Below are 19631 nucleotides of genomic sequence, written 5' to 3' on the forward strand. Positions count from 1 at the left end.
CCCGGTCCTCAAACGCCGGACGGGCTGGATACATCCAGCCTCGCCGGCGTTTGAGGCGCGGGGTCCGGGGCGGAGCCCCAGGAGCCGGCGCGCCCGGGGACGGAAACGGGCCGGGCCCGGTGCCCCCGAAGGGGAACCGGGCCCGGCCCGACCGTCTGCCGACGGATACCGCTTAGTTGTCGTCCTCGTCGATCAGGAAGCCCCGCATGGGAGACGGCGCCTGCTGCATCGGCTGCGGAGCAGCCGGCCGCACGGGAGCCATCGGCTGCGTCATCGCCGGGGACATCTGCTGCTGGCCGCCACCGTAGGACGGGGCCATCGGGGACGGACCGCCCATCGGCGACGGGCCGCCCATCGAGGGACCGCCCATGGAGTGCATCGCACCGGCCGGGGCCATCGAGGGGGTCGGCGACGGCGGCAGGGCCGGGCCGGCGGGGTTCCGCGGCGGGGCCAGCGAGTCGTCGGCCTGGGTCTCCAGCTGGCGCAGCTGCGATTCCAGGTAGGACTTCAGGCGGGTGCGGTACTCACGCTCGAAGCCTCGCAGGTCCTCGACCTTGCGCTCCAGCGTGGCGCGGGCGGACTCCAGGGAGCCCATCGCGACGCGGTGCTTCTCCTGCGCGTCCCGCTCCAGGGCGTCGGCCTTGGCACGGGCGTCCCGCTCCAGGCCCTCGGCGCGCGAACGGGCCTCGCCGACGATCTTGTTGGCCTCGGAACGGGCCTCCGCGATCGCCTGGTCCGCGGTCTGCTGGGCGAGCGAGAGGACGCGGGCGGCGCTGTCGCCACCGGGGCTGCCCTGCTGCGGAAGCTGCTGCGGCTGCTGCTGGTGCATCTGCTGGCCCATGGGCTGCATCTGCTGCCCCATCGGCTGCATCTGCTGGCCCATCGGCTGGCCGAGCGGGTTCTGGCCACCCATGGACTGCTGCTGCATGGGGTTGCCCATCGGGCCGGGGCCCTGCTGGCCCATGCCCTGCTGGCCCATCTGCTGCTGGCCCATCTGCTGCTGCCCACCCATGGTGTGCTGCTGCATGGGGCCGCCCATCTGGCCCGGACCCTGCGGTCCGTGTCCACCGGGGCCGGCCGGCAGCTGCGGCTGTCCGCCCGGCAGCTGCGGCGGACCCATCTGGGGCTGCTGCTGCGGCGGGCCGGATATGGCCGCGGGCACGGGGGCGCCGGGGCCACGCTGGTCCTGGGGTTCCGGCTTGCGCATGCCCTGCTGCTGCTGGTTCTGCGCGGCGGCACGCGTGGCGGCCGCCAGCTTGGCGCGCAGGTCCTCGTTCTCGCGCAGCAGGCGCGTCAGTTCGGACTCGACCTCGTCGAGGAAGGCGTCGACCTCGTCCTCGTCGTAGCCTTCTCGCAGGCGGACGGTCGTGAACTGCTTGTTCCGCACGTCCTCGGGAGTCAGCGGCATGTCTTCTTCACCTCTACGTAGTCGTCGGCAGTCGGCAAGACCGTATCGGGACTGTCCCCGCGCCTGCGGGGAAGCTCATCGTTCACACGCTTCTCGCAGCGGTGCTCACGAAACTGATGAGGATGTAAACGATGATCATCAGAACGAAGAAGGACAGGTCGAGTGCCACGCCCCCGAGACGCAACGGCGGGATGAGCCGCCGGAGAAGCTTGAGCGGTGGATCGGTGACAGTGTAGGTGGCCTCCAGAACGACCACCATCGCCTTGCCGGGGGTCCATGAGCGTGCGAACTGGAACACGTAGTCCATGACCAGTCGGAAGATCAGCACGATCAGGAAGCACATCAGAGCGATGTAGACCACTTGCAGTGCGACGCCCATCCCGCGCTTCCCTCTCCCCTGCTCCGCTCAGTTCCCGGTCCCGTATCTGACGGATCGGTCTAGCTTTGGTTGAAGAACCCGCCCTCCGCGATGCGGGCCTTGTCCTCCGCCGTGACATCGACGTTAGCAGGCGACAGCAGGAACACCTTCTGTGTCACGCGTTCAATGCTGCCGTGCAGACCGAACACGAGTCCGGCGGCGAAGTCGACAAGACGCTTCGCGTCCGTGTCGTCCATCTCCGTGAGGTTCATGATCACCGGGGTGCCCTCACGGAAGTGTTCCCCGATGGTACGGGCCTCGTTGTAGGTCCGGGGGTGCAGCGTCGTGATGCGGTACGGCTCCCGCTCGGAGACGACCTTGGGCATGATCACGGGGGCGTTCTTCTCCAGGATCGAGCGTTCGGGTGTGATGGATGCCACGGGGGCAATTCGCGCAGGACGTCCGTTTTCCACCGGCATTGACAGGGGTTCCCTGGGTGCCGGAGGCTGCGCAACTCGTACCGGTTCGTCCGATACGGGCGTTTGGTGCGAAGCCGGTTGCTGTCGGCGGCGCTCCCGGTCCGGTTCCGGCTCGGGTTCGAACTCGTCGTCGGGGTCGTACCCCGGGTTGTCGTACCGGTCGTCCTCCACGAGGCCGAGGTAGACCGCCATCTTGCGCATCGCGCCGGCCATTCTCTGAGTCCTCCGCTCTGTGGTGGATCGCCCTGTCGCAGGTGTCTCGCCGTGTCACGAATGTCACCAACTGCCCGCGATCCACGTGGTCTGCCCGCCCATCAGCGGTAATGACCATATTTTCTGCTGTGGTCCGACTTTCTTCGCGACGTTACCCGAGCCGGGGTCTCGCGCCGAGTACCGCAGTGCCGACGCGTACATGTGTCGCACCGGCCGCAACGGCCTGTTCCAGGTCTGCGCTCATCCCGGCCGACACCATCGTGGCAGCCGGATGGTCCGCGCGCAGGCGGGATGACAATTCCATCAGCCGCTCGAAGGCCGCCTGTTCGCGTCCCGCGTACTGCCCGGCCAGCGGCGCGACCGTCATGAGACCGTCGATGCGCAGTCCGGGCGCCGCCGCCACGAGGTCCGCCAACTCGGCGAGCTGCTCGGGCGCCGCGCCTCCGCGGGCCCCCCGCTCGCCCGACTCGGCGTCGAGGGCGATCTGGACCGTGCAGCCCAGTTCCCGTCCCGCGCCCTCCGCGGCCGCCGAGAGCGCCGTGACGAGCTTGGGCCGGTCGACCGACTGCACGACATGCGCGTATCCGGCCACCGAACGGACTTTGTTCGTCTGCAACTGGCCGACGAAATGCCAGGCGATCGGCAGATCCGCGCAGGCCGCGGCTTTGGGGGCCGCGTCCTGGTCCCGGTTTTCCGCCATGTGACGGATGCCCAGGTCCGCCAGCAGTCGTACGTCGCTCGCCGGGTAGGTCTTGGTGACCACGATGAGCGTCACCTCTTCCCGCTTGCGGCCCGCGGCCGCGCAGGCGGACGCGATCCGCTCCTCGACCCGGGCGAGGTTCTCGGCGAGCTCTGCCTTACGATCCGTCATTCGTCAGTCCAACCAGACATATCCGGCAAGCCGCCCGGTCACCCGGTCGCGGCGGTACGAGAAGTGGTCCCGCGACTCCAGTGTGCAGACCGGGGAACGCGAGGAGTTCACCACCCCCGCCTCGGCCAGCTGCGCGTGCACCCCGGCGACCACGTCGACGGCCGGTGTCCCCCAGCTGGTCTCGGCGTAGGCGGCGGGCACCACCTCGGCCACCGCCGCCCGCATCTGCGCGGGCACTTCGTAGCAGCGGCCGCACACCGCGGGTCCGGTACGGGCGACCATGCGCGCGGGGTCGGCGCCGAGCGCGACCATGGCCTCCACGGCCGCGGTCACCACCCCCGCGACCAGTCCGGGCCGCCCGGCGTGGGCGGCTCCCGCGATGCCGGCGACGGGGTCGGCCAGCAGGACGGGCGTGCAGTCGGCGGTGAGGACCGCGAGGGCGAGCCCCCGACGGGAGGTCACCACCGCGTCCACGGAGGGGATGTCCTCGCCGGCGGCCCAGGGGCCGTCGACCACGGCCACGTCCCGCCCGTGCACCTGGTTCATCCAGACCACCAGGTCCGGCTCGATGCCCAGCACCTTCGCCGCGGCCGTCCGGTTCGCACGAACGGCGGCCGGGTCGTCTCCGACCGCGCCGCCGAGGTTGAGCTCTTCGTACGGAACGGCGCTCACTCCGCCCCACCTGTCGGTGAAGGCGAAGTGGGCGCCGCTCTCGCTGTGATGTTCCAGCGTCACTTCAAGAAGTCCGGGACATCCAGTTCTTCGGCCGGGCTGTCCTGGTACGGGCGGGCCGTCGGGACCTGCGGCGCGGGCGCCTCCGCGACCTGGACCGGCTCGCGCACCGGCTCCTCGCGCGGGGTGACCGAGCCGAGTCCGCCGAAGGCCGGGCGGGCCGGCTCGGCGGAACGGACCGGAACCGGAGCCGGCTCCTCGCGCTTGGTGGACGCGGCGCCGATCACGTTGTCCCGGCGGGCCGGCGGCTGTCCGCCGTCGAACCCGGCCGCGATCACGGTGACCCGCACCTCGTCGCCGAGCGCGTCGTCGATCACGGCGCCGAAGATGATGTTCGCCTCGGGGTGCGCGGCCTCGCTCACCAGCTGCGCGGCCTCGTTGATCTCGAAGAGACCGAGGTCCGAGCCGCCGGAGATGGAGAGCAGCACGCCACGGGCGCCGTCGATGGACGCCTCCAGCAGCGGCGAGGAGATCGCCATCTCCGCCGCGGCCACCGCGCGGTCGTCGCCGCGGGCCGAGCCGATGCCCATCAGGGCCGAGCCCGCCTCGGACATCACGGACTTGACGTCCGCGAAGTCGAGGTTGATCAGACCCGGGGTCGTGATGAGGTCGGTGATGCCCTGGACGCCGGAAAGCAGGACCTGGTCGGCCGACTTGAAGGCGTCGAGGACGCTGACCTGCCGGTCCGAGATGGACAGCAGCCGGTCGTTGGGGATGACGATGAGGGTGTCGACCTGCTCACGGAGCTGGGCGATGCCGTCCTCGGCCTGGTTGGCGCGGCGCCGGCCCTCGAAGGTGAACGGCCGGGTGACCACACCGATCGTGAGGGCGCCCAGCGAGCGCGCGATGTTGGCGACGACAGGTGCGCCGCCCGTTCCGGTGCCGCCGCCTTCTCCGGCGGTGACGAAGACCATGTCGGCCCCCTTGAGGACCTCCTCGATCTCCTCGCGGTGGTCCTCTGCCGCCTTGCGGCCGACATCCGGGTTGGCGCCGGCGCCAAGGCCCCGGGTCAGTTCCCGACCGACGTCGAGCTTGACGTCGGCGTCGCTCATCAACAGCGCCTGGGCGTCTGTGTTGATGGCGATGAACTCGACGCCCTTGAGACCGACCTCGATCATTCGGTTGATGGCATTGACACCACCGCCGCCGACACCGATGACCTTGATGACTGCGAGGTAGTTCTGCGGTGCTGCCACGTCGAAGGCCTCTCGCCTCGAGTTACGTGTCGTTCGCCTCGCGGGCCTGCGGTGCGACGACTGATGCCGAAATTGGGACGGTCCGTACAACGCCGACCCGAACCCTCACCCTGAAGTTTAGGGTTAGGGGTGTGTCTGTTCCTTGGACTCTTCCGAACAGGACACTAAGTCGACAAGTAGCGCGTGTTCAACGAACACGCCGAACCTCCCGTTTTTCTTTTCACCCTATGTGATCACCCGTATCGGTGGCCAACCAGGGTGCGTCGCTGTTCGACCTGACGTCAACTACCGGACACCGCCGGGGCGGTGGGGACGCTGACGTCGAAGCGATCGGCCTTGGGCGACGCCTTCAGGAGTGCGGACAGAGCGCGACCTTTCGCGTCACCCTGTTCGCCGCTCCCCCAGATCACGGTCCGACCCCGCGTCAACTCCAGTACCACTGAGTCGTACGAGCCCACCTTGACCTGCACGGTCTCCTTGCGGATGGCCTCCGGGAGGCCGCCCGCGATCCCGACGGCCTCGTGCAGAAGCCGTTCCTCGTCGAAACGGCGGCCGCTCGCCGAGCGGTCCGCGGCCAGTTCGAGGACCGGAACGCCTCCGGGTGCTTTCGCGACCGTGTCGAATCGCACACCCGAAACGTCCACTTCCACGAACTCATTGCCCTTTTTGATGAGCAGGACCGGCTTGCGTTCCGTCACCTTGAGCCCGATTCCGTGCGGCCAGGCCCGCACCACCTCGACCGAATCGATGCGGGGCAGTCTGCCGCGGAGCCGGGCCGCGATCTCGTCGGTGTCCACGGAGACCATGGGCGCGCCGACGGGCACGGCCGCCGCGGCCAGCACCTGGTCCGGGGTCAGGACCTCGGTGCCGCCCGCGGCGACCTTCTCGACCCGGAGCCAGGAGGAGCCGTAGAGCACCCAGGTGCAGCCGGCGGCCAGGAGCACCGCCAGGACGAGCCCCGCCACCAGGGCGGGGCCCCGGCGCAGGCCCCGCGGCAGGAGCGGCCCGCGCGGCCAGGAGCGGCCGGACCCCTCCGGGCCGGATCCCCTCGGCGGCTTGGGCGACTTGGGCGCTTTGGGGGCCTTGGGCCGCTTGAGGGAGCCGGACCCCTTGCCCTGGCGGGCGGGTCCGGGATTGCCGCGTTGCGCGGTGCTCGCTCCGGCCACTCCTGTGCCTCCTGCGTCGGTGCTCTCCCGGCTCAGCGGGTCCTGTTGGCGGCGATCGCCTCGTACACCATGCCGACCAGCAGCTCGTCGGCGTCCCGGCGGCCGAACTCGGCGGCGGCGCGGGACATCTCGTACAAGCGGTGCGGGTCGGCGAGGACCGGGAGGACCTGGCTGAGCACCCACTGGGGCGTCAGTTCCGCGTCGTCCACGAGCAGGCCGCCGCCGGCCTTGACCACCGGCTGGGCGTTGAGCCGCTGTTCGCCGTTGCCGATGGGCAACGGGACGTAGGCGGCGGGCAGCCCGACGGCGGAGAGTTCGGCGACGGTCATCGCGCCCGCCCGGCACAGCATCATGTCGGCGGCGGCGTACGCGAGATCCATCCGGTCCACGTACGGTACCGGGACATACGGCGGCATCCCGGGCATGTTGTCGACACGCGGCAGTTCGTTCTTCGGACCGACCGCGTGCAGGATCTGGATCCCGGAGCGCTGGAGGGTCGGCGCGACCTGCTCGATCACCTCGTTGAGGCGTCGGGCGCCCTGCGAGCCGCCGGAGACCAGCAGCGTCGGCAGGTTGGGGTCCAGGCCGAAGGCGGCGCGCGCCTCCGGGCGGACCATGGCCCGGTCCAGGGTGGAGATCGAGCGGCGCAGCGGGATGCCCACGTAGCGGGAGCCGCGCAGCTTGCTGTCGGGCGTGGAGACCGCGACGGCGTACGCGTACCGGGAGCCGATCTTGTTGGCCAGTCCGGGCCGGGCGTTGGCCTCGTGGACGATGATCGGCACCCCGAGGCGCTTGGCCGCGAGATAGCCGGGCAGGGCCACGTAGCCGCCGAATCCGACGACGCAGTCGGCCTTGGTGCGCAGGAGGATCTCCTCCGCGGCCTTGATGGTGCCGCGCAGCCGTCCGGGGACGGTGATCAGCTCGGGCGTGGGCCTACGGGGCAGCGGGACGGCCGGGATCAGTCCCAGCTCGTAGCCGCGCTCGGGCACCAGACGGGTTTCGAGTCCGCGTTCCGTGCCGAGGGCGGTGATGCCCACGGAGGGGTCCCGCCTGCGCAGGGCGTCCGCGAGGGCCAGCGCCGGCTCGATGTGGCCGGCGGTCCCCCCACCGGCTAGTACGACATGCACCGAAATTCACCGCTCTCCGGACGGACGCTTCTTGACGCGCCGTCTCATCGACTTCCATCTCTGCCCGGTCCGCGCCCGGCCGTTCCTCGGCTTGCGCATCGCGAGCGCCGCGCGTGCCGCCGGCTCCTCACGCGCGAACGCGATGAGCAGTCCGACCGCGAACATGGTCGGAAGCAGGGCCGACCCACCGTACGAGAACAGCGGGAGCGGGACTCCGGCGATCGGCAGCAAGCCGAGCACCGCACCGATGTTGATCACGGCCTGCGCCGTGATCCAGGTGGTCACGCCTCCCGCGGCATAGCGTACGAAGGGGTCCTCCGTGCGTCCGGCCACGCGGATACCCGCATAGCCTAGGGCCGCGAACAGGGCGAGCACCGACAGCGTCCCCGCCAGCCCCAGTTCCTCGCCGGTGATGGCGAAGATGAAGTCGGTGTGGGCCTCTGGCAGTTGCCCCCATTTTTCCACACTCGCACCCAGCCCGGAACCGAACCAGCCGCCGGAGGCGAGGGCGTAGATTCCGTGGACGGCCTGCCAGCAAAGGTCGTTTTTGCCCGGATCGGTGGCACCGATGCACGCGAGCCGGTCCATGCGGTGCGGGCTGGTCTTGATGAGCAGTGCGACGAGCACGCCCGCGAGGGCCAGTACGCCCGCGAACATCCGGGTCGGCGCCCCGGCCAGCCACAACAGGCCGAACAGGATGGCTCCGAGGATCATCGCGGTGCCCATGTCCCCGCCCAGCATGATGAGCCCGAGCAGCAGGAAGGTGACCGGCACCAGCGGGACCAGCAGGTGTTTCCACTGGCTCAGCAGGTCCCTCTCGCCCTTGCGCGCCAGCAGGTCGGCGCCCCACAGGATGAGCGCCAGCTTGCCGAACTCACTGGGCTGGAGCATGAACGGACCGCCAAGGGAGATCCAATTCTGGTTGCCGTTGATCGATACGCCTATCCCGGGGACCTGGACCAGCGCCATCAGGAAGAGCGTGCCGGCGAGCACCGGATAGGACAGCGCCCGGTGGAGTTTGACGGGCATCCGGGAGGCGACCAGCAGGAGGACGGTGCCGATCGCGGCCGCGAGGAACTGCTTCTTGAAGAAGTACGCGTCGCCGAGGCCCAGCTGGAGCGCCTTGATCATCGAGGCCGAGTAGACCATCACCAGGCCGAGCACGGTGATGAGCAGGGAGCTGCCGAAAATCAGGTAATACGCGGTGAGTGGACGGTCCCAGGCCCGGCGCAACTGCCGCTGCGTACGCCGCAGCCCGGCCAGCGGCCCGCCCGCGGCGGGCCGCTTCGCGCTCGCCGCGGAGCGCTTGCGGCCCAGTGTCCGGCCGGCCCCGGATGCCTTGGCGGTCCGCTCGGCCTTGTCGGATCCGGCGGCCTTGTCGGCGGACGGCCGCCGTCCCGGCAGTACTTGCTTGGCCGGCATCTGTGATCTTCCCCTCCACTCGTACCGAGGCGAGGCGAGGCGAGCAGCCGGCGGGAGCTCCGGACCTAGGCCTTCTCGGCGCCCAGTTCGCGCACCGCGTCGGCGAACGCGTCCCCGCGCTTGTTGTAGTTCACGAACATGTCCATCGAGGCACACGCGGGGGCCAGCAGAACCGTGTCTCCGGATTCCGCGAGCCGGGCCGCTTCCCGGACCGCCGCGAGCATCGCCCCAGTGTCGGTCCGCCCGAGGTCCACGACCGGGACCTGCGGGGCGTGTCGCGCCAGCGCCTCGGCGATCAGCGCCCGGTCGGCGCCGATCAGCACGACCCCGCGCAGCCGCTTCGCCGACTTCGCCACGAGCTCGTCGAAGGTCGCGCCCTTGGCGAGACCGCCGGCGATCCAGACGACCGGATCGAAGGCCGCCAGGGAGGCCTCGGCGGCGTGGGTGTTGGTGGCCTTGGAGTCGTCGATGTACGTGACCCCGTCCACCTCGTCCACGTGGCTGACCCGGTGCGCGTCGGGCCGGAAGTTGCGCAGCCCGTCGCGGACGGCGCGCGGCGCGACGCCGAAGGCGCGGGCCAGGGCCGCCGCGGCGAGCGCGTTGGCGATGTTGTGCGGGGCCGGCGGGTTGACGTCGGCGACCTCGGCGAGCTCCTGGGCGTTCTTCTGCCGGTTCTCCACGAAGGCCCGGTCGACGAGGATCCCGTCGACCACGCCCAGCATGGAGGGGCCGGGGGCGCCGAGGGTGAAGCCGATCGCCCGGCAGCCCTCCTCGACGTCGGCTTCGAGGACCAGGTCCTCGGTGGCCTTGTCGGCGGCGTTGTAGACGCAGGCCACCGTGTTGCCCTCGTAGATCCGGCCCTTGTCGGCGGCGTACGCCTCCATCGAGCCGTGCCAGTCCAGGTGGTCCGGGGCCAGGTTGAGGACGGCCGCGGAGTGGGCGCGCACGGAGGGCGCCCAGTGCAGCTGGTAGCTGGAGAGCTCGACGGCGAGGACGTCGTACGTCTCCTCGCCGAGCACCACGTCGATGATCGGGGTGCCGATGTTCCCGACGGCCGCGGTCCGCAGACCCTCGGCCTTCAGGATCGAGGCGAGCATCTGAGTGGTGGTGGTCTTGCCGTTGGTGCCGGTGATCGCGAGCCAGGCCGCGGGTGCGGACCGGTCGGTCCCGGCCGCGGACCGGTCGGCACCGACCCCGGCGGACTCGCCGGATGCGGCGGCGCGCAGGTCCGCTCCGGCCCCGCGCAGCCGCCACGCGATCTCCACGTCGCCCACGACGTCGACACCGGCCGCGGCGGCGGCCTGGAACAGCGGGCTGTCCGGCTTCCAGCCGGGCGAGGTGACCACGAGCTCCGTGCCTTCCGGCAGGACCTCTCCGGCCGGGCCGCCCTCGGCGGTGCGGCCGAGGCGGACCTCGATGCCCTGCTCGGCGAGCTCGGCGGCGCGCGCCCGGTGGGCGTCGCCGTCGCCGTTGTCCACCACGGTCACGGCGACGCCGAAGCGGGCCAGCGCGCGGGCGGCGCTGACGCCGCTCACCCCGAGGCCGGCGACCGTGACCCGGTGCGGCAGCCCGTACCGGGCCGGGTCCGCGGCCTGCTGGCCGGGCCCGGCGGGGTGCTGGTCGGCGTCGCTCACTTGTCCGCTGCCCATCCTGCGTAGAAGAGTCCCAGACCCACGATCACGCACATGCCCTGGATGATCCAGAAGCGGACCACGACAAGGACTTCGGACCACCCCTTGAGTTCGAAGTGGTGCTGGAGTGGCGCCATCCGGAAGACGCGCTTCCCGGTCAGCTTGAAGGAGCCGACCTGGATGACGACCGACATGGTGATGAGGACGAAGAGGCCGCCCAGGAGCGCCATCAGGAACTCCGTGCGGGAGCAGATCGCGATGCCCGCGAGCGCGCCGCCCAGTGCCAGCGAACCGGTGTCACCCATGAAGATCTTGGCGGGCGAGGTGTTCCACCACAGGAAGCCGAAGCAGGCGCCCATCAGGGCGGAGGCCACGACCGCCAGGTCCAGTGGGTCCCGTACCTCGAAACAGGCGGCCGGGTTGGTCAGGGTCTGCGCGTTGGCGCAGGACTCCTGGTACTGCCAGACACCGATGAAGGTGTAGGCGCCGAAGACCATCACGGCGGCGCCGGTGGCCAGGCCGTCCAGACCGTCCGTCAGGTTCACGCCGTTGGACATGGCCAGGATCATGAACAGCGCCCAGACCACGAACAGCACCGGGCCGATCGCCCAGCCGAAGTCCGTGACGAACGACAGCTTGGTGGAGGCCGGGGCGAGTCCGCGGGAGTCCTTGAACTGGAGCGCGAGCACCGCGAAGGCGATGCCCACGATCAGCTGGCCGGCCATCTTGGCCTTGGCCCGCAGACCCAGCGAACGCTGCTTGACGATCTTGATGTAGTCGTCGAGGAAACCGACCAGCCCCATGCCCGCCATCAGCATGAGGACGAGCACGCCCGAGAAGGTCGGGCTGCTCCCGGTGATCACCTTGGTGAGGGCGTACGCGATCAGCGTGGCCAGGATGAAGGAGATACCGCCCATGGTGGGCGTGCCCTTCTTCCCGGCGTGGCCGCGCGGACCGTCGTCACGGATGAACTGGCCGTAGCCCTTGCGGGCCAGACCCTTGATCAGCAACGGGGTGCCGATGAGCGTGAGGAAGAGTCCGATGACTCCGGAGAACAGGATCTGCCTCATCGGCCGGCGACCTCGCCCTCGCGCTCCAGCAACGCCAGCGCGACCCGCTCCAGACCAATGGACCTGGAAGCCTTCACCAGCACGACGTCACCCGGGCGCAGCTCACTGCGCAACAGGTCGACCGCCGCCTGCGCGTCGGACACGAGCACCGACTCCTCACCCCACGAACCCTCGTTATATGCGCCCAGTTGCAGCCAGGACGCTTCCCTGCCCCCGACTGCTACGAGCTTGCTCACGTTGAGCCGGACGGCGAGCCGTCCCACGGCGTCGTGCTCGGCGAGCGATGCGTCACCGAGCTCGGCCATGGGACCGAGCACCGCCCACGTACGTCCCCCGTCTGCCCTGGCGGCGCCGCCCATCGCGGCAAGCGCGCGCAGGGCGGCCCGCATGGACTCGGGGTTCGCGTTGTAGGCGTCGTTGACGATCGTCACACCGTCCGCCCGCTCGGTGACCTCCATCCGCCACCGGGACAGGGTGCCCGCCCCGGAGAGCGCCGTGGCGATCTCCTCGGTGGACATGCCCAGTACGTGGGCGACGGCGGCCGCGGCGAGCGCGTTCGACACGTGGTGCTCACCGTACAGCCGCAAGGTCACTTCGCCGCACCCGGTGGGTGTGTGGAGTGTGAAGGAGGGCTGTCCTCCCGGTGTCATCCGCACCCCGGTGGCCCGTACGTCGGCGTCCTCGGCCTCGCCGAACAGGACCGTACGGGCCTTCGTGCGGGCGGACATCGGGCGGACCAGGGGGTCGTCGGCGTTCAGCACGGCGATGCCGCCGTCGGCCGCCGCCGGCAGGGCCTCGACCAGCTCTCCCTTGGCCTGGGCGATCTGTTCGCGGCCGCCGAACTCCCCGATGTGGGCGGTCCCCACGTTCAGCACGAGGCCGATGCGGGGCGGCGTCAGACCGGTGAGGTAGTTGATGTGGCCGATGCCCCGGGCACCCATCTCCAGCACCAGGTGCCGGGTCTCCTCGGTGGCCTTCAGGGCGGTGAGCGGCAGGCCGATCTCGTTGTTGAGGGAGCCGGGTGTCCACACTGTGGGCGCGTGGGTCTGGAGCACCTGCGCGATGAGGTCCTTGGTGGACGTCTTCCCGGCGGAGCCCGTCAGGGCCACCACATCGGTGCCCAGCCGCCCGACGACCTCCCGGGCGAGGGCGCCGAGCGCCTTCTCCACGTCGGGGACGACGACGGCGGGTACGCCGACGGGACGGGCCGCGAGGACGGCCGCGGCGCCGGCCGCGACAGCCCGCTCGGCGTAGTCGTGGCCGTCGACCTGCTCGCCCGCGAACGCGGCGAACAGGCTGCCGGGCTCCACCTGCCGGGAGTCGATGACCACCGGCCCGGTGATGCGGACGGACGGATCCGGTATGTCGTGGGGCCGCCCGCCGGTGATGTCGGCGATCTCGGCGAGGGAAAGGGCGATCACTGGTGGTTCACCTCGGCCTGTCGGGCACGCTGCTGCGCTTGGGTCTCGATGGCCGCGCGCAGGACCGCGCGGTCGTCGAAGGGACGTACGACGCCTGCGATGTCCTGCCCCTGCTCGTGGCCCTTGCCGGCCACCAGCACGGTGTCGCCGGCCTCGGCGCGCGCCACGGCCGCGGCGATGGCCGCCGCCCGGTCGGCGTCGACGAGGACGGTGCCGCGCTCGGCGGCGGGGACGGAAACGGCGCCTTCGAACATCGCGGCGAGGATCGCGAGGGGGTCCTCGGAGCGCGGGTTGTCGGAGGTCAGCACGGTGGTGTCGGCGAACCGGGCGGCCGCGGCCCCCATCGGGGCCCGCTTGGTGGTGTCGCGGTCGCCGCCGCAGCCGAGTACGAGGTGGAGCCTGCCGGTGGTGACCTCGCGCAGGGCCCGCAGGACCGATTCGACGGCGTCCGTCTTGTGCGCGTAGTCCACGACGGCCAGGTACGGCTGGCCCGCGTCCACCCGCTCCAGCCGGCCGGGCACCCCGGGGACCGCGGCGACGCCGTCGGCGGCGGTCTGCGGGTCGAGGCCGGCGGCCGCGAGCGTGACCACGGCGGCGACGGTGTTGGCCACGTTGAACGGTCCGGGCAGCGGGGCGGTGGCGCGCACGCGCTGACCGTCCGGGCCCACCAGGGTCAAGGTGGAGTCCATGTGGCCGGAGACCACGTCCTCGGCGCGCCAGTCGGCGGCCGGATCCCCGGCGGCCGAGAAGGTGACCACCGGGATCGGCGACTCCTTGGCCAGGCGCCGGCCGTACTCGTCGTCGATGTTGACCACGCCGAGCCGGGCCCGGCGTTCGGTGAAGAGCTGCGCCTTGGCCTGGAAGTAGTCCTCCATGCCGGTGTGGAACTCCATGTGTTCCGGGCTCAGGTTGTTGAAGACCGCCACGTCGAAGACGCAGCCGTCGACCCGGCCGAGCACCAGCGCGTGGCTGGAGACCTCCATGGCCACGGCCTCGACCCCGCGTTCGCGCATGACCGCGAACAGCGCCTGCAGGTCGGTGGCCTCGGGGGTGGTGCGCTCGGACTTGATGCGCTCGTCCCCGACCCGCATCTCGACGGTGCCGATGAGGCCCGTCCTGCGTCCGGCGCCGCGCAGGCCGCCCTCGACGAGGTACGCCGTGGTGGTCTTGCCGGAGGTGCCGGTGATGCCGATCTGGAGCAGGCCTTCGCCCGGCCGTCCGTAGATCGCGGCGGCCAGTTCGCCCATCCGGCCGCGCGGGTCGGCGACGGCGAGGACCGGCAGCCCGGTGGCCGCGGCGCGGTCCGCGCCGGCCGGATCGGTCAGCACGGCCACGGCACCGAGGGCGGCCGCCTGCGCGGCGAAGTCCGCGCCGTGCAGCTTGGCTCCCGGCAGGGCGGCGTAGAGGTCTCCGGGGCGCACGGCACGGGAGTCGTGCGTGATGCCGGTGATCCGCGTCTGCGCGCCGAGGCCGTCCGCTCCCAGCAGGGCCGCCAGCTCGCCGAGAGGGGTCGGGCGGGCGGACAGGGGGCGTGGCGCTCCCGGCGGCGCTGCCGGGGCATCGTTCTGGGCGGTTCTGGGCTGATCGGCGTGGGGCACGGCGGTGAGCGTACCGGGCCCGGCGGGCCGCTCGCGAAGCGAGGGCCCGGCCTCGGCGCCGGTGTCCGCGCGGTTCCCGGGTTTGGGGGTGATCGTTGTCACTGGGGGTGCCTCACGCATTTCTGGGGCGGGCCGGACGGACGGTGGTCACTGGCCCGGCTGCGGGCTCGGCTGCGGGCCGGGCTGCGCACCGGGTTCGTAGGTGACCGGGAGCCCGGCCGGAGCGGTTCCGGTGGGGGCGACCTGGAGGGTCTTGAGGGCGAACTCCATGACCTTCTTGTAGATGGGCCCGCAGATCTGGCCGCCGAAGTAGCTGCCCTTGGTGGGGTTCTGGATGGCGCAGTAGACGGTGATGCGGGGGTTGTCGGCCGGTGCGAAACCGGCGAAGGAGGCGGTGTAGCCCTTGTAGCGGCCGGTGGCCGGATCCACCCGGTTGGAGGTGCCGGTCTTGCCGCCCACCCGGTAGCCGGGGATGCGGGCCCTGGTGCCGGTGCCCTCCTGGTCGTCGACCACCGACTCCAGCATCTGCGCCAGGGTCTTGGCCGTCTCCGGGCTGACGACCTGGGTCCGCGGGGGCGCCGGGGCCGGGGTGAAGCGGCCGTCGGGGCCCTTGGTGCCGCGGACCAGGGTCGGCTGGATGCGGACGCCGCCGTTGGCGATGGTCGAGTAGACCGAGGCCGCCTGCATGGCGTTGAGGGACAGGCCCTGGCCGAAGGGGATCGTGTACTGCTGGGAGGTGGACCAGGCCTCGGGCTTGGCGAGGATGCCCCTCGACTCGCCCGGGTAGTTCAGGCCGGTGGGCTGCCCGATGCCGAACTTGTTCAGGTACGAGTACAGGACCTTGTTGGACTCGGGCTGCGTCGCACCCAGCTGGCCGGTGGCCAGGATGGTGCCGATGTTGGAGGACTTGGCGAGGACCCCGTTGAGGGTCAGGTACCAGGTCGGGTGGTCGATGTCGTCCTTGAACAGCCGGTCGCCGCGGTGCAGCCGGTTGGGAACCTCGACGTGGGTGTCGGCGGTCGCCTTCTTCTCCTCCAGCACGGCGGCCATGGACATCACCTTGGCGGTGGAACCGGGCTCGTACACGTCCTGGAGGGCGGCGTTGCCCATGGCGGCCGAGCTGGCCTTGGACAGGTCGTTGGGGTCGAAGCCGGGGGCGTTGGCCATGGCGAGGACCTCGCCGGTGCGGGTGTCCTGGACGATGACGTACCCGCGGTCGGCCTCCGACTTGGCGACCTGCTCGGTGATCGCGCTCTGCGCGGCCCACTGGATGTCGCGGTCGATGGTCAGCTCGATGTCCTGGCCGGGCACGGCGGGCGTCTCGTGGGAACCGGCCGTCGGGACGCGGCGGCCGCCGGACTGGGCGTAGCTGAGCTCGCCGTCCTTGCCCGACAGCTTCTTGTCCAGGGAGGACTCCAGGCCGCCGCCGCCCTTGCCCTCGGCGTTGACGTAACCCAGTATCCCGGCGGCGAGGTCGCCGTTCGGGTACACGCGCTTGCTGCTGTTCTCGTTGAACACGCCCGCGATGACGTTCGCGCCGGGGCCGTTGGCCCGCTTGTCCGCGGCCGCCTTGTCCGCGAAGACCTTCTTCAGGCCCTTGATCTGGTTCCAGACCTGCGGGGTCTGGCGGCGGGCCAGGACGACGTAGCGGGTGTTCTTCGTCCTCAGGCGCTCGGTGAGCTCCTTGACGTCCTTGCCGATGATCGGGGCGAGGAGGGCGGCCGCCTGCTCGGGGGCGTCCGGGGCCTTGCTCTCCTGCGGGGTGAACATCTGCGGGTCGGCGGTGATGTCGTACGCGTCCACGCTGGTGGCGAGCGCGACGCCCTTGCGGTCGGTGATCTCCCCGCGCTCGGCGGCCAGGGTGTAGCTGGCGAACCGGTTCTGGGAGGCCTTGGCGGAGTACGCGGACGCGTCGACCGCCTGGACCTGGAGGAGCCGCACGACGAACGCGAGCATCACCAGCGTCAGCCCGACGCTGACGAGGCGCAGCCGGGGCTTGGGGGCGCCGAGCCGGATGGTGTGCGGTTTCCTCGCGGGGGCGGGGCGCCGGGTGGCGGGCCTGGAGGCCGGCCGGGCCGTGGCCCGGGCCCGCTCGGCCCCGGCCCGGGCGGGCCTGGGCCTGCCGGGTCCCGGCACCCGCCGCCGCGGCGGCTCCTGCGGGCTCACGCGGAGGCCCCGTGGACGGGCGCGAAGCCCGGCTGCGCCGAAGCCCCTGGGGCTCCGCCCCAGACCCCGCTCCTCAAACGCCGGAGGGGCTGGATGGTGTCGGCGTCAGCCTGCACGTGCACCTCAGCGGCCTGAATTGCCCGGAGGGCAATTTCAGCCTCGCCGGCGTTTGAGGCAGGGGGCACCCCCGGCGGTAGCTGGGGGAGGGTCTGGGCGGAGCCCAGGGAACGGTGGAAGGGCGGGTAGGGGACCGGCCCCGCAGGGGTACGCGTCACGACGTCACCGTCCAGGGGTCTGGGAGGGCTGGGTGGCTCCGGCCGATGCCGGCGGGGCGGCCGGGGCCGAGCCCGATGGTGCCAGCGCCGGGGAGCCCGCAGGGCTGGGCACCGCGGAGGCGGGCACGGGCGCGGAGGCGACCGGCGGAGCGGACGGCGGCGGGGGCTCGGCCGCCGGGGACGCGGTCCCCGCGACCTTGCCGTCGGCGCCGATGAACACCGGGCTGCCGCCCGGCACCAGCCCGAGCTCGTGCGCCCGCCGCTGCAGCGCGTCCGGCGCCGAGTACCCGTCCACGTCCCGCTGCAGGGCCTGTTCCTCGTCCGTCAGCGTGGTGGTCTCCTTCTTCAGCTTGCTCAGCTGGAAGGAGCCCTGGTTCAGCGCCGAGTTCAGCAGGAGCAGGCTGATCAGCCCGCCGCCGAGCAGCGCGACGACCAGCAGGACGAAGGGCGTACGCGCCGCCTGTCCGGCCGGGCTCCCGGCCAGGACGCGGCCGAAGCGTCCCCCGCGTGGACTCACAGCCGCGCCTCCCGGATCCGTTCCACCCCGCGGAAGCGGGCCGGTGCCGCCCGCCGGTTCTCCGCGATCTCCTCCTCCGTCGGCAGTTCCGCGCCGCGCGTGAGGAGCTTCAGTTTCGGTTGGTACTTCTCCGGTACGACCGGCAGGCCGGGCGGGGCCGTGGAGGTGGCCCCGGCCGCGAAGACCTGCTTGACGAGGCGGTCCTCCAGCGAGTGGTACGAGAGCACGGCGATCCGGCCGCCGACCGCGATCCGGTCCACGGCGGCGGGGATGGCCCGCTCCAGCCCGGACAGTTCGCCGTTGACCTCGATGCGCAGCGCCTGGAAGGTGCGCTTGGCCGGGTTGCCGCCGGTGCGCTTGGCGGCCTGCGGCAGGGAGTCGCGGATGAGCTCGACGAGCCGTGCGCTGTTGGTGAAGGGTTCCTTGACCCGCTCGCGGACCACCGCGGAGACGATCCGCTTGGCCTGCTTCTCCTCGCCGTACTGGCGCAGGATGCGGACCAGCTCGCCGGGCGCGTAGGTGTTGAGGACCTCCGCGGCGCTGATGCCGGTCGTCTGGTCCATCCGCATGTCGAGCGGGGCGTCCTGCGCGTAGGCGAAGCCGCGGTCGGCCTCGTCCAGCTGCATGGAGGAGACGCCGAGGTCGAAGAGGATGCCCTGGACGGTCGGGATGCGCAGGTCGTCCAGTACGTCGGCCAGGTCGGCGTAGATGGCGTGGACGAGGGTGGCCCGTTCCCCGAAGGGCGCGAGGCGCTCCCCGGAGAGGCGCAGGGCCTCCTTGTCGCGGTCGAGGCCGATGAGGTGGGCCTCGGGGAACCGGGTGAGCAGGGCCTCGCTGTGGCCGCCGAGGCCGAGGGTGCAGTCGACGACGACGGCCCCGGGCCTCTCCAGTGCCGGGGCCAACAGGTCCAGGCACCGCTGGAGCATCACCGGGACATGTCGGGACTCGCTAGTCAAAGCGCCCTCTCAGATAACGGCGCGGCAGGCATACGCCGCGCCGCGCACGCGGAGTCTTACCAAAGGGCCGGGCGGCCGGTCAGGGCCGGGCTCCGGCCGGTTCGCGTCACTTTAGTGCAACGGTCGCCGCGGTCAACGAACCGCCCCGCGCGCCGCTGCGCCCACTCGGAGGGAACCGGGAAATGCCCTGAATCACCCGGATGGTCCCTCCGTGCTCACTCCTGTGGGTTAGCTCACAACAGGAAGTAGTGACCTTCTTTGTCCACCCTCACTCGATGCCCGGACAGGCTGTGACCACTAACGTCGTATCCATGACGACTTCCACTCCCGTCCCCGCCGTGCCGGCCGTGGCTTCCCCCCAGGAATCCGCCGCCGGCTCCGTCACCGACCGGCTGGTGGAGGCGAACCGCGCCTACGCCGCGGAATTCGCCGATCCCGGCATGGACGCCCGCCCCGTCCTGCGGGTGGCCGTCGTGGCTTGTATGGACGCCCGCCTCGACCTGCACGCCGCCCTCGGCCTGGAGCTCGGCGACTGTCACACGATCCGCAACGCCGGCGGCGTCGTCACCGACGACACCATCCGCTCGCTCACCATCAGCCAGCGGGCGCTCGGCACCCAGGCGGTCATACTCATCCACCACACCGGTTGTGGTCTCGAAAGCCTGACCGAGGACTTCCGCCACGAGCTGGAGGACGAGGTCGGCCAGCGCCCCGCCTGGGCCGTCGAGGCCTTCCGCGACGTGGACCAGGACGTCCGCCAGTCCATGCAGCGGGTGCGGACGAACCCCTTCCTGCCCCACAAGGACGATGTGCGAGGCTTCGTCTTCGACGTGCACACCGGGCTCCTGCGGGAGATCGATCCCACCTCGTGAGTGACACAGGGCCGTAACGCCGTCAAGAATGCGGTGAGACGTCACCCGGAGGACCTCCGGGCCGGTGTCCGCACTCTTGAATTTCTGAGGTGTTTCGGGGTGGGCCGATCATGCGCCGTGTGGCGCCGGCCCGGGGAAAGGGTCGAGGAGAAC

At 71.3% G+C, this 19631-nt stretch carries 17 protein-coding genes; 1 reads left to right on the plus strand and 16 read right to left on the minus strand.

Annotated elements, in window-relative coordinates:
• Window positions 1–172: 172 nt before the first annotated feature.
• From OG490_RS10245 to rsmH, 16 genes are all read right to left on the minus strand, one after another.
• Entirely contained in the window at window positions 173–1408 is a 1236-nt protein-coding gene (locus OG490_RS10245) for a DivIVA domain-containing protein (RefSeq protein ID WP_330295968.1), read from the minus strand.
• Window positions 1409–1490: 82 nt separating this feature from the next.
• Window positions 1491–1787, minus strand: a complete 297-nt coding sequence (locus OG490_RS10250; RefSeq protein ID WP_112450285.1) for a YggT family protein — start codon at window positions 1785–1787, stop codon at window positions 1491–1493.
• 59 nt (window positions 1788–1846) lie between these two features.
• Window positions 1847–2458: a cell division protein SepF gene (gene sepF, locus OG490_RS10255; RefSeq protein WP_330295969.1), complete on the minus strand. Its 612-nt coding sequence runs from the start codon at window positions 2456–2458 to the stop codon at window positions 1847–1849.
• Window positions 2459–2609: 151 nt separating this feature from the next.
• A complete protein-coding gene (locus tag OG490_RS10260; protein WP_330295970.1) occupies window positions 2610–3329 on the minus strand; it encodes a YggS family pyridoxal phosphate-dependent enzyme in 720 nt (239 codons plus the stop codon).
• 3 nt (window positions 3330–3332) lie between these two features.
• Entirely contained in the window at window positions 3333–4064 is a 732-nt protein-coding gene (pgeF, locus tag OG490_RS10265) for a peptidoglycan editing factor PgeF (RefSeq protein WP_330295971.1), read from the minus strand.
• A complete protein-coding gene (gene ftsZ / locus OG490_RS10270; protein ID WP_330295972.1) occupies window positions 4061–5257 on the minus strand; it encodes a cell division protein FtsZ in 1197 nt (398 codons plus the stop codon). Before ftsZ ends, pgeF begins: the two co-directional genes overlap by 4 nt.
• Window positions 5258–5538: 281 nt before the next feature.
• Window positions 5539–6423 (minus strand): cell division protein FtsQ/DivIB, encoded by an 885-nt coding sequence (locus OG490_RS10275; protein ID WP_443065782.1) that lies wholly within the window; start codon window positions 6421–6423, stop codon window positions 5539–5541.
• Between the two features lie 32 nt (window positions 6424–6455).
• A complete protein-coding gene (gene murG / locus OG490_RS10280) occupies window positions 6456–7550 on the minus strand; it encodes an undecaprenyldiphospho-muramoylpentapeptide beta-N-acetylglucosaminyltransferase (RefSeq protein ID WP_330295973.1) in 1095 nt (364 codons plus the stop codon).
• Window positions 7551–7556: 6 nt separating this feature from the next.
• A complete protein-coding gene (ftsW, locus tag OG490_RS10285) occupies window positions 7557–8972 on the minus strand; it encodes a putative lipid II flippase FtsW (RefSeq protein WP_330295974.1) in 1416 nt (471 codons plus the stop codon).
• Window positions 8973–9037: 65 nt separating this feature from the next.
• Window positions 9038–10621 (minus strand): UDP-N-acetylmuramoyl-L-alanine--D-glutamate ligase, encoded by a 1584-nt coding sequence (murD, locus tag OG490_RS10290; protein ID WP_443065783.1) that lies wholly within the window; start codon window positions 10619–10621, stop codon window positions 9038–9040.
• On the minus strand, window positions 10603–11673 hold the full coding sequence (gene mraY / locus OG490_RS10295; protein WP_330295975.1) for a phospho-N-acetylmuramoyl-pentapeptide-transferase: 1071 nt from the start codon (window positions 11671–11673) through the stop codon (window positions 10603–10605). The genes murD and mraY overlap by 19 nt, the downstream gene beginning before the upstream one ends.
• On the minus strand, window positions 11670–13094 hold the full coding sequence (locus OG490_RS10300) for a UDP-N-acetylmuramoyl-tripeptide--D-alanyl-D-alanine ligase (RefSeq protein ID WP_330295976.1): 1425 nt from the start codon (window positions 13092–13094) through the stop codon (window positions 11670–11672). Before OG490_RS10300 ends, mraY begins: the two co-directional genes overlap by 4 nt.
• Entirely contained in the window at window positions 13091–14794 is a 1704-nt protein-coding gene (locus OG490_RS10305) for a UDP-N-acetylmuramoyl-L-alanyl-D-glutamate--2,6-diaminopimelate ligase (RefSeq protein ID WP_330295977.1), read from the minus strand. The genes OG490_RS10300 and OG490_RS10305 overlap by 4 nt, the downstream gene beginning before the upstream one ends.
• 45 nt (window positions 14795–14839) lie before the next feature.
• On the minus strand, window positions 14840–16858 hold the full coding sequence (locus OG490_RS10310) for a peptidoglycan D,D-transpeptidase FtsI family protein (RefSeq protein ID WP_330295978.1): 2019 nt from the start codon (window positions 16856–16858) through the stop codon (window positions 14840–14842).
• Between the two features lie 279 nt (window positions 16859–17137).
• Window positions 17138–17650, minus strand: a complete 513-nt coding sequence (locus OG490_RS10315; protein WP_330295979.1) for a hypothetical protein — start codon at window positions 17648–17650, stop codon at window positions 17138–17140.
• Window positions 17647–18576 (minus strand): 16S rRNA (cytosine(1402)-N(4))-methyltransferase RsmH, encoded by a 930-nt coding sequence (gene rsmH, locus OG490_RS10320; RefSeq protein WP_371619625.1) that lies wholly within the window; start codon window positions 18574–18576, stop codon window positions 17647–17649. The genes OG490_RS10315 and rsmH overlap by 4 nt, the downstream gene beginning before the upstream one ends.
• A gap of 341 nt (window positions 18577–18917) precedes the next feature.
• Between rsmH and OG490_RS10325 the strand changes: the two genes are divergently transcribed.
• Window positions 18918–19478 carry a beta-class carbonic anhydrase gene (locus OG490_RS10325; protein WP_443065784.1) on the plus strand — a complete coding sequence of 187 codons (561 nt, stop codon included), beginning with the start codon at window positions 18918–18920 and terminating at the stop codon, window positions 19476–19478.
• Window positions 19479–19631 lie beyond the last annotated feature (153 nt).

This window comes from Streptomyces sp. NBC_00503 (assembly GCF_036346895.1).
GTDB lineage: Bacteria > Actinomycetota > Actinomycetes > Streptomycetales > Streptomycetaceae > Streptomyces.

What these genes read in the sequence shown, in the direction of transcription:
- OG490_RS10245 (WP_330295968.1), bottom strand. Translation starts at nt 1,408, where the DNA reads ATGCCGCTGACTCCCGAGGACGTGCGGAACAAGCAGTTCACGACCGTC.
- OG490_RS10250 (WP_112450285.1), bottom strand. Translation starts at nt 1,787, where the DNA reads ATGGGCGTCGCACTGCAAGTGGTCTACATCGCTCTGATGTGCTTCCTG.
- sepF (WP_330295969.1), bottom strand. Translation starts at nt 2,458, where the DNA reads ATGGCCGGCGCGATGCGCAAGATGGCGGTCTACCTCGGCCTCGTGGAG.
- OG490_RS10260 (WP_330295970.1), bottom strand. Translation starts at nt 3,329, where the DNA reads ATGACGGATCGTAAGGCAGAGCTCGCCGAGAACCTCGCCCGGGTCGAG.
- ftsW (WP_330295974.1), bottom strand. Translation starts at nt 8,972, where the DNA reads ATGCCGGCCAAGCAAGTACTGCCGGGACGGCGGCCGTCCGCCGACAAG.
- murD (WP_443065783.1), bottom strand. Translation starts at nt 10,621, where the DNA reads ATGGGCAGCGGACAAGTGAGCGACGCCGACCAGCACCCCGCCGGGCCC.
- mraY (WP_330295975.1), bottom strand. Translation starts at nt 11,673, where the DNA reads ATGAGGCAGATCCTGTTCTCCGGAGTCATCGGACTCTTCCTCACGCTC.
- rsmH (WP_371619625.1), bottom strand. Translation starts at nt 18,576, where the DNA reads ATGCTCCAGCGGTGCCTGGACCTGTTGGCCCCGGCACTGGAGAGGCCC.
- OG490_RS10325 (WP_443065784.1), top strand. Translation starts at nt 18,918, where the DNA reads ATGACGACTTCCACTCCCGTCCCCGCCGTGCCGGCCGTGGCTTCCCCC.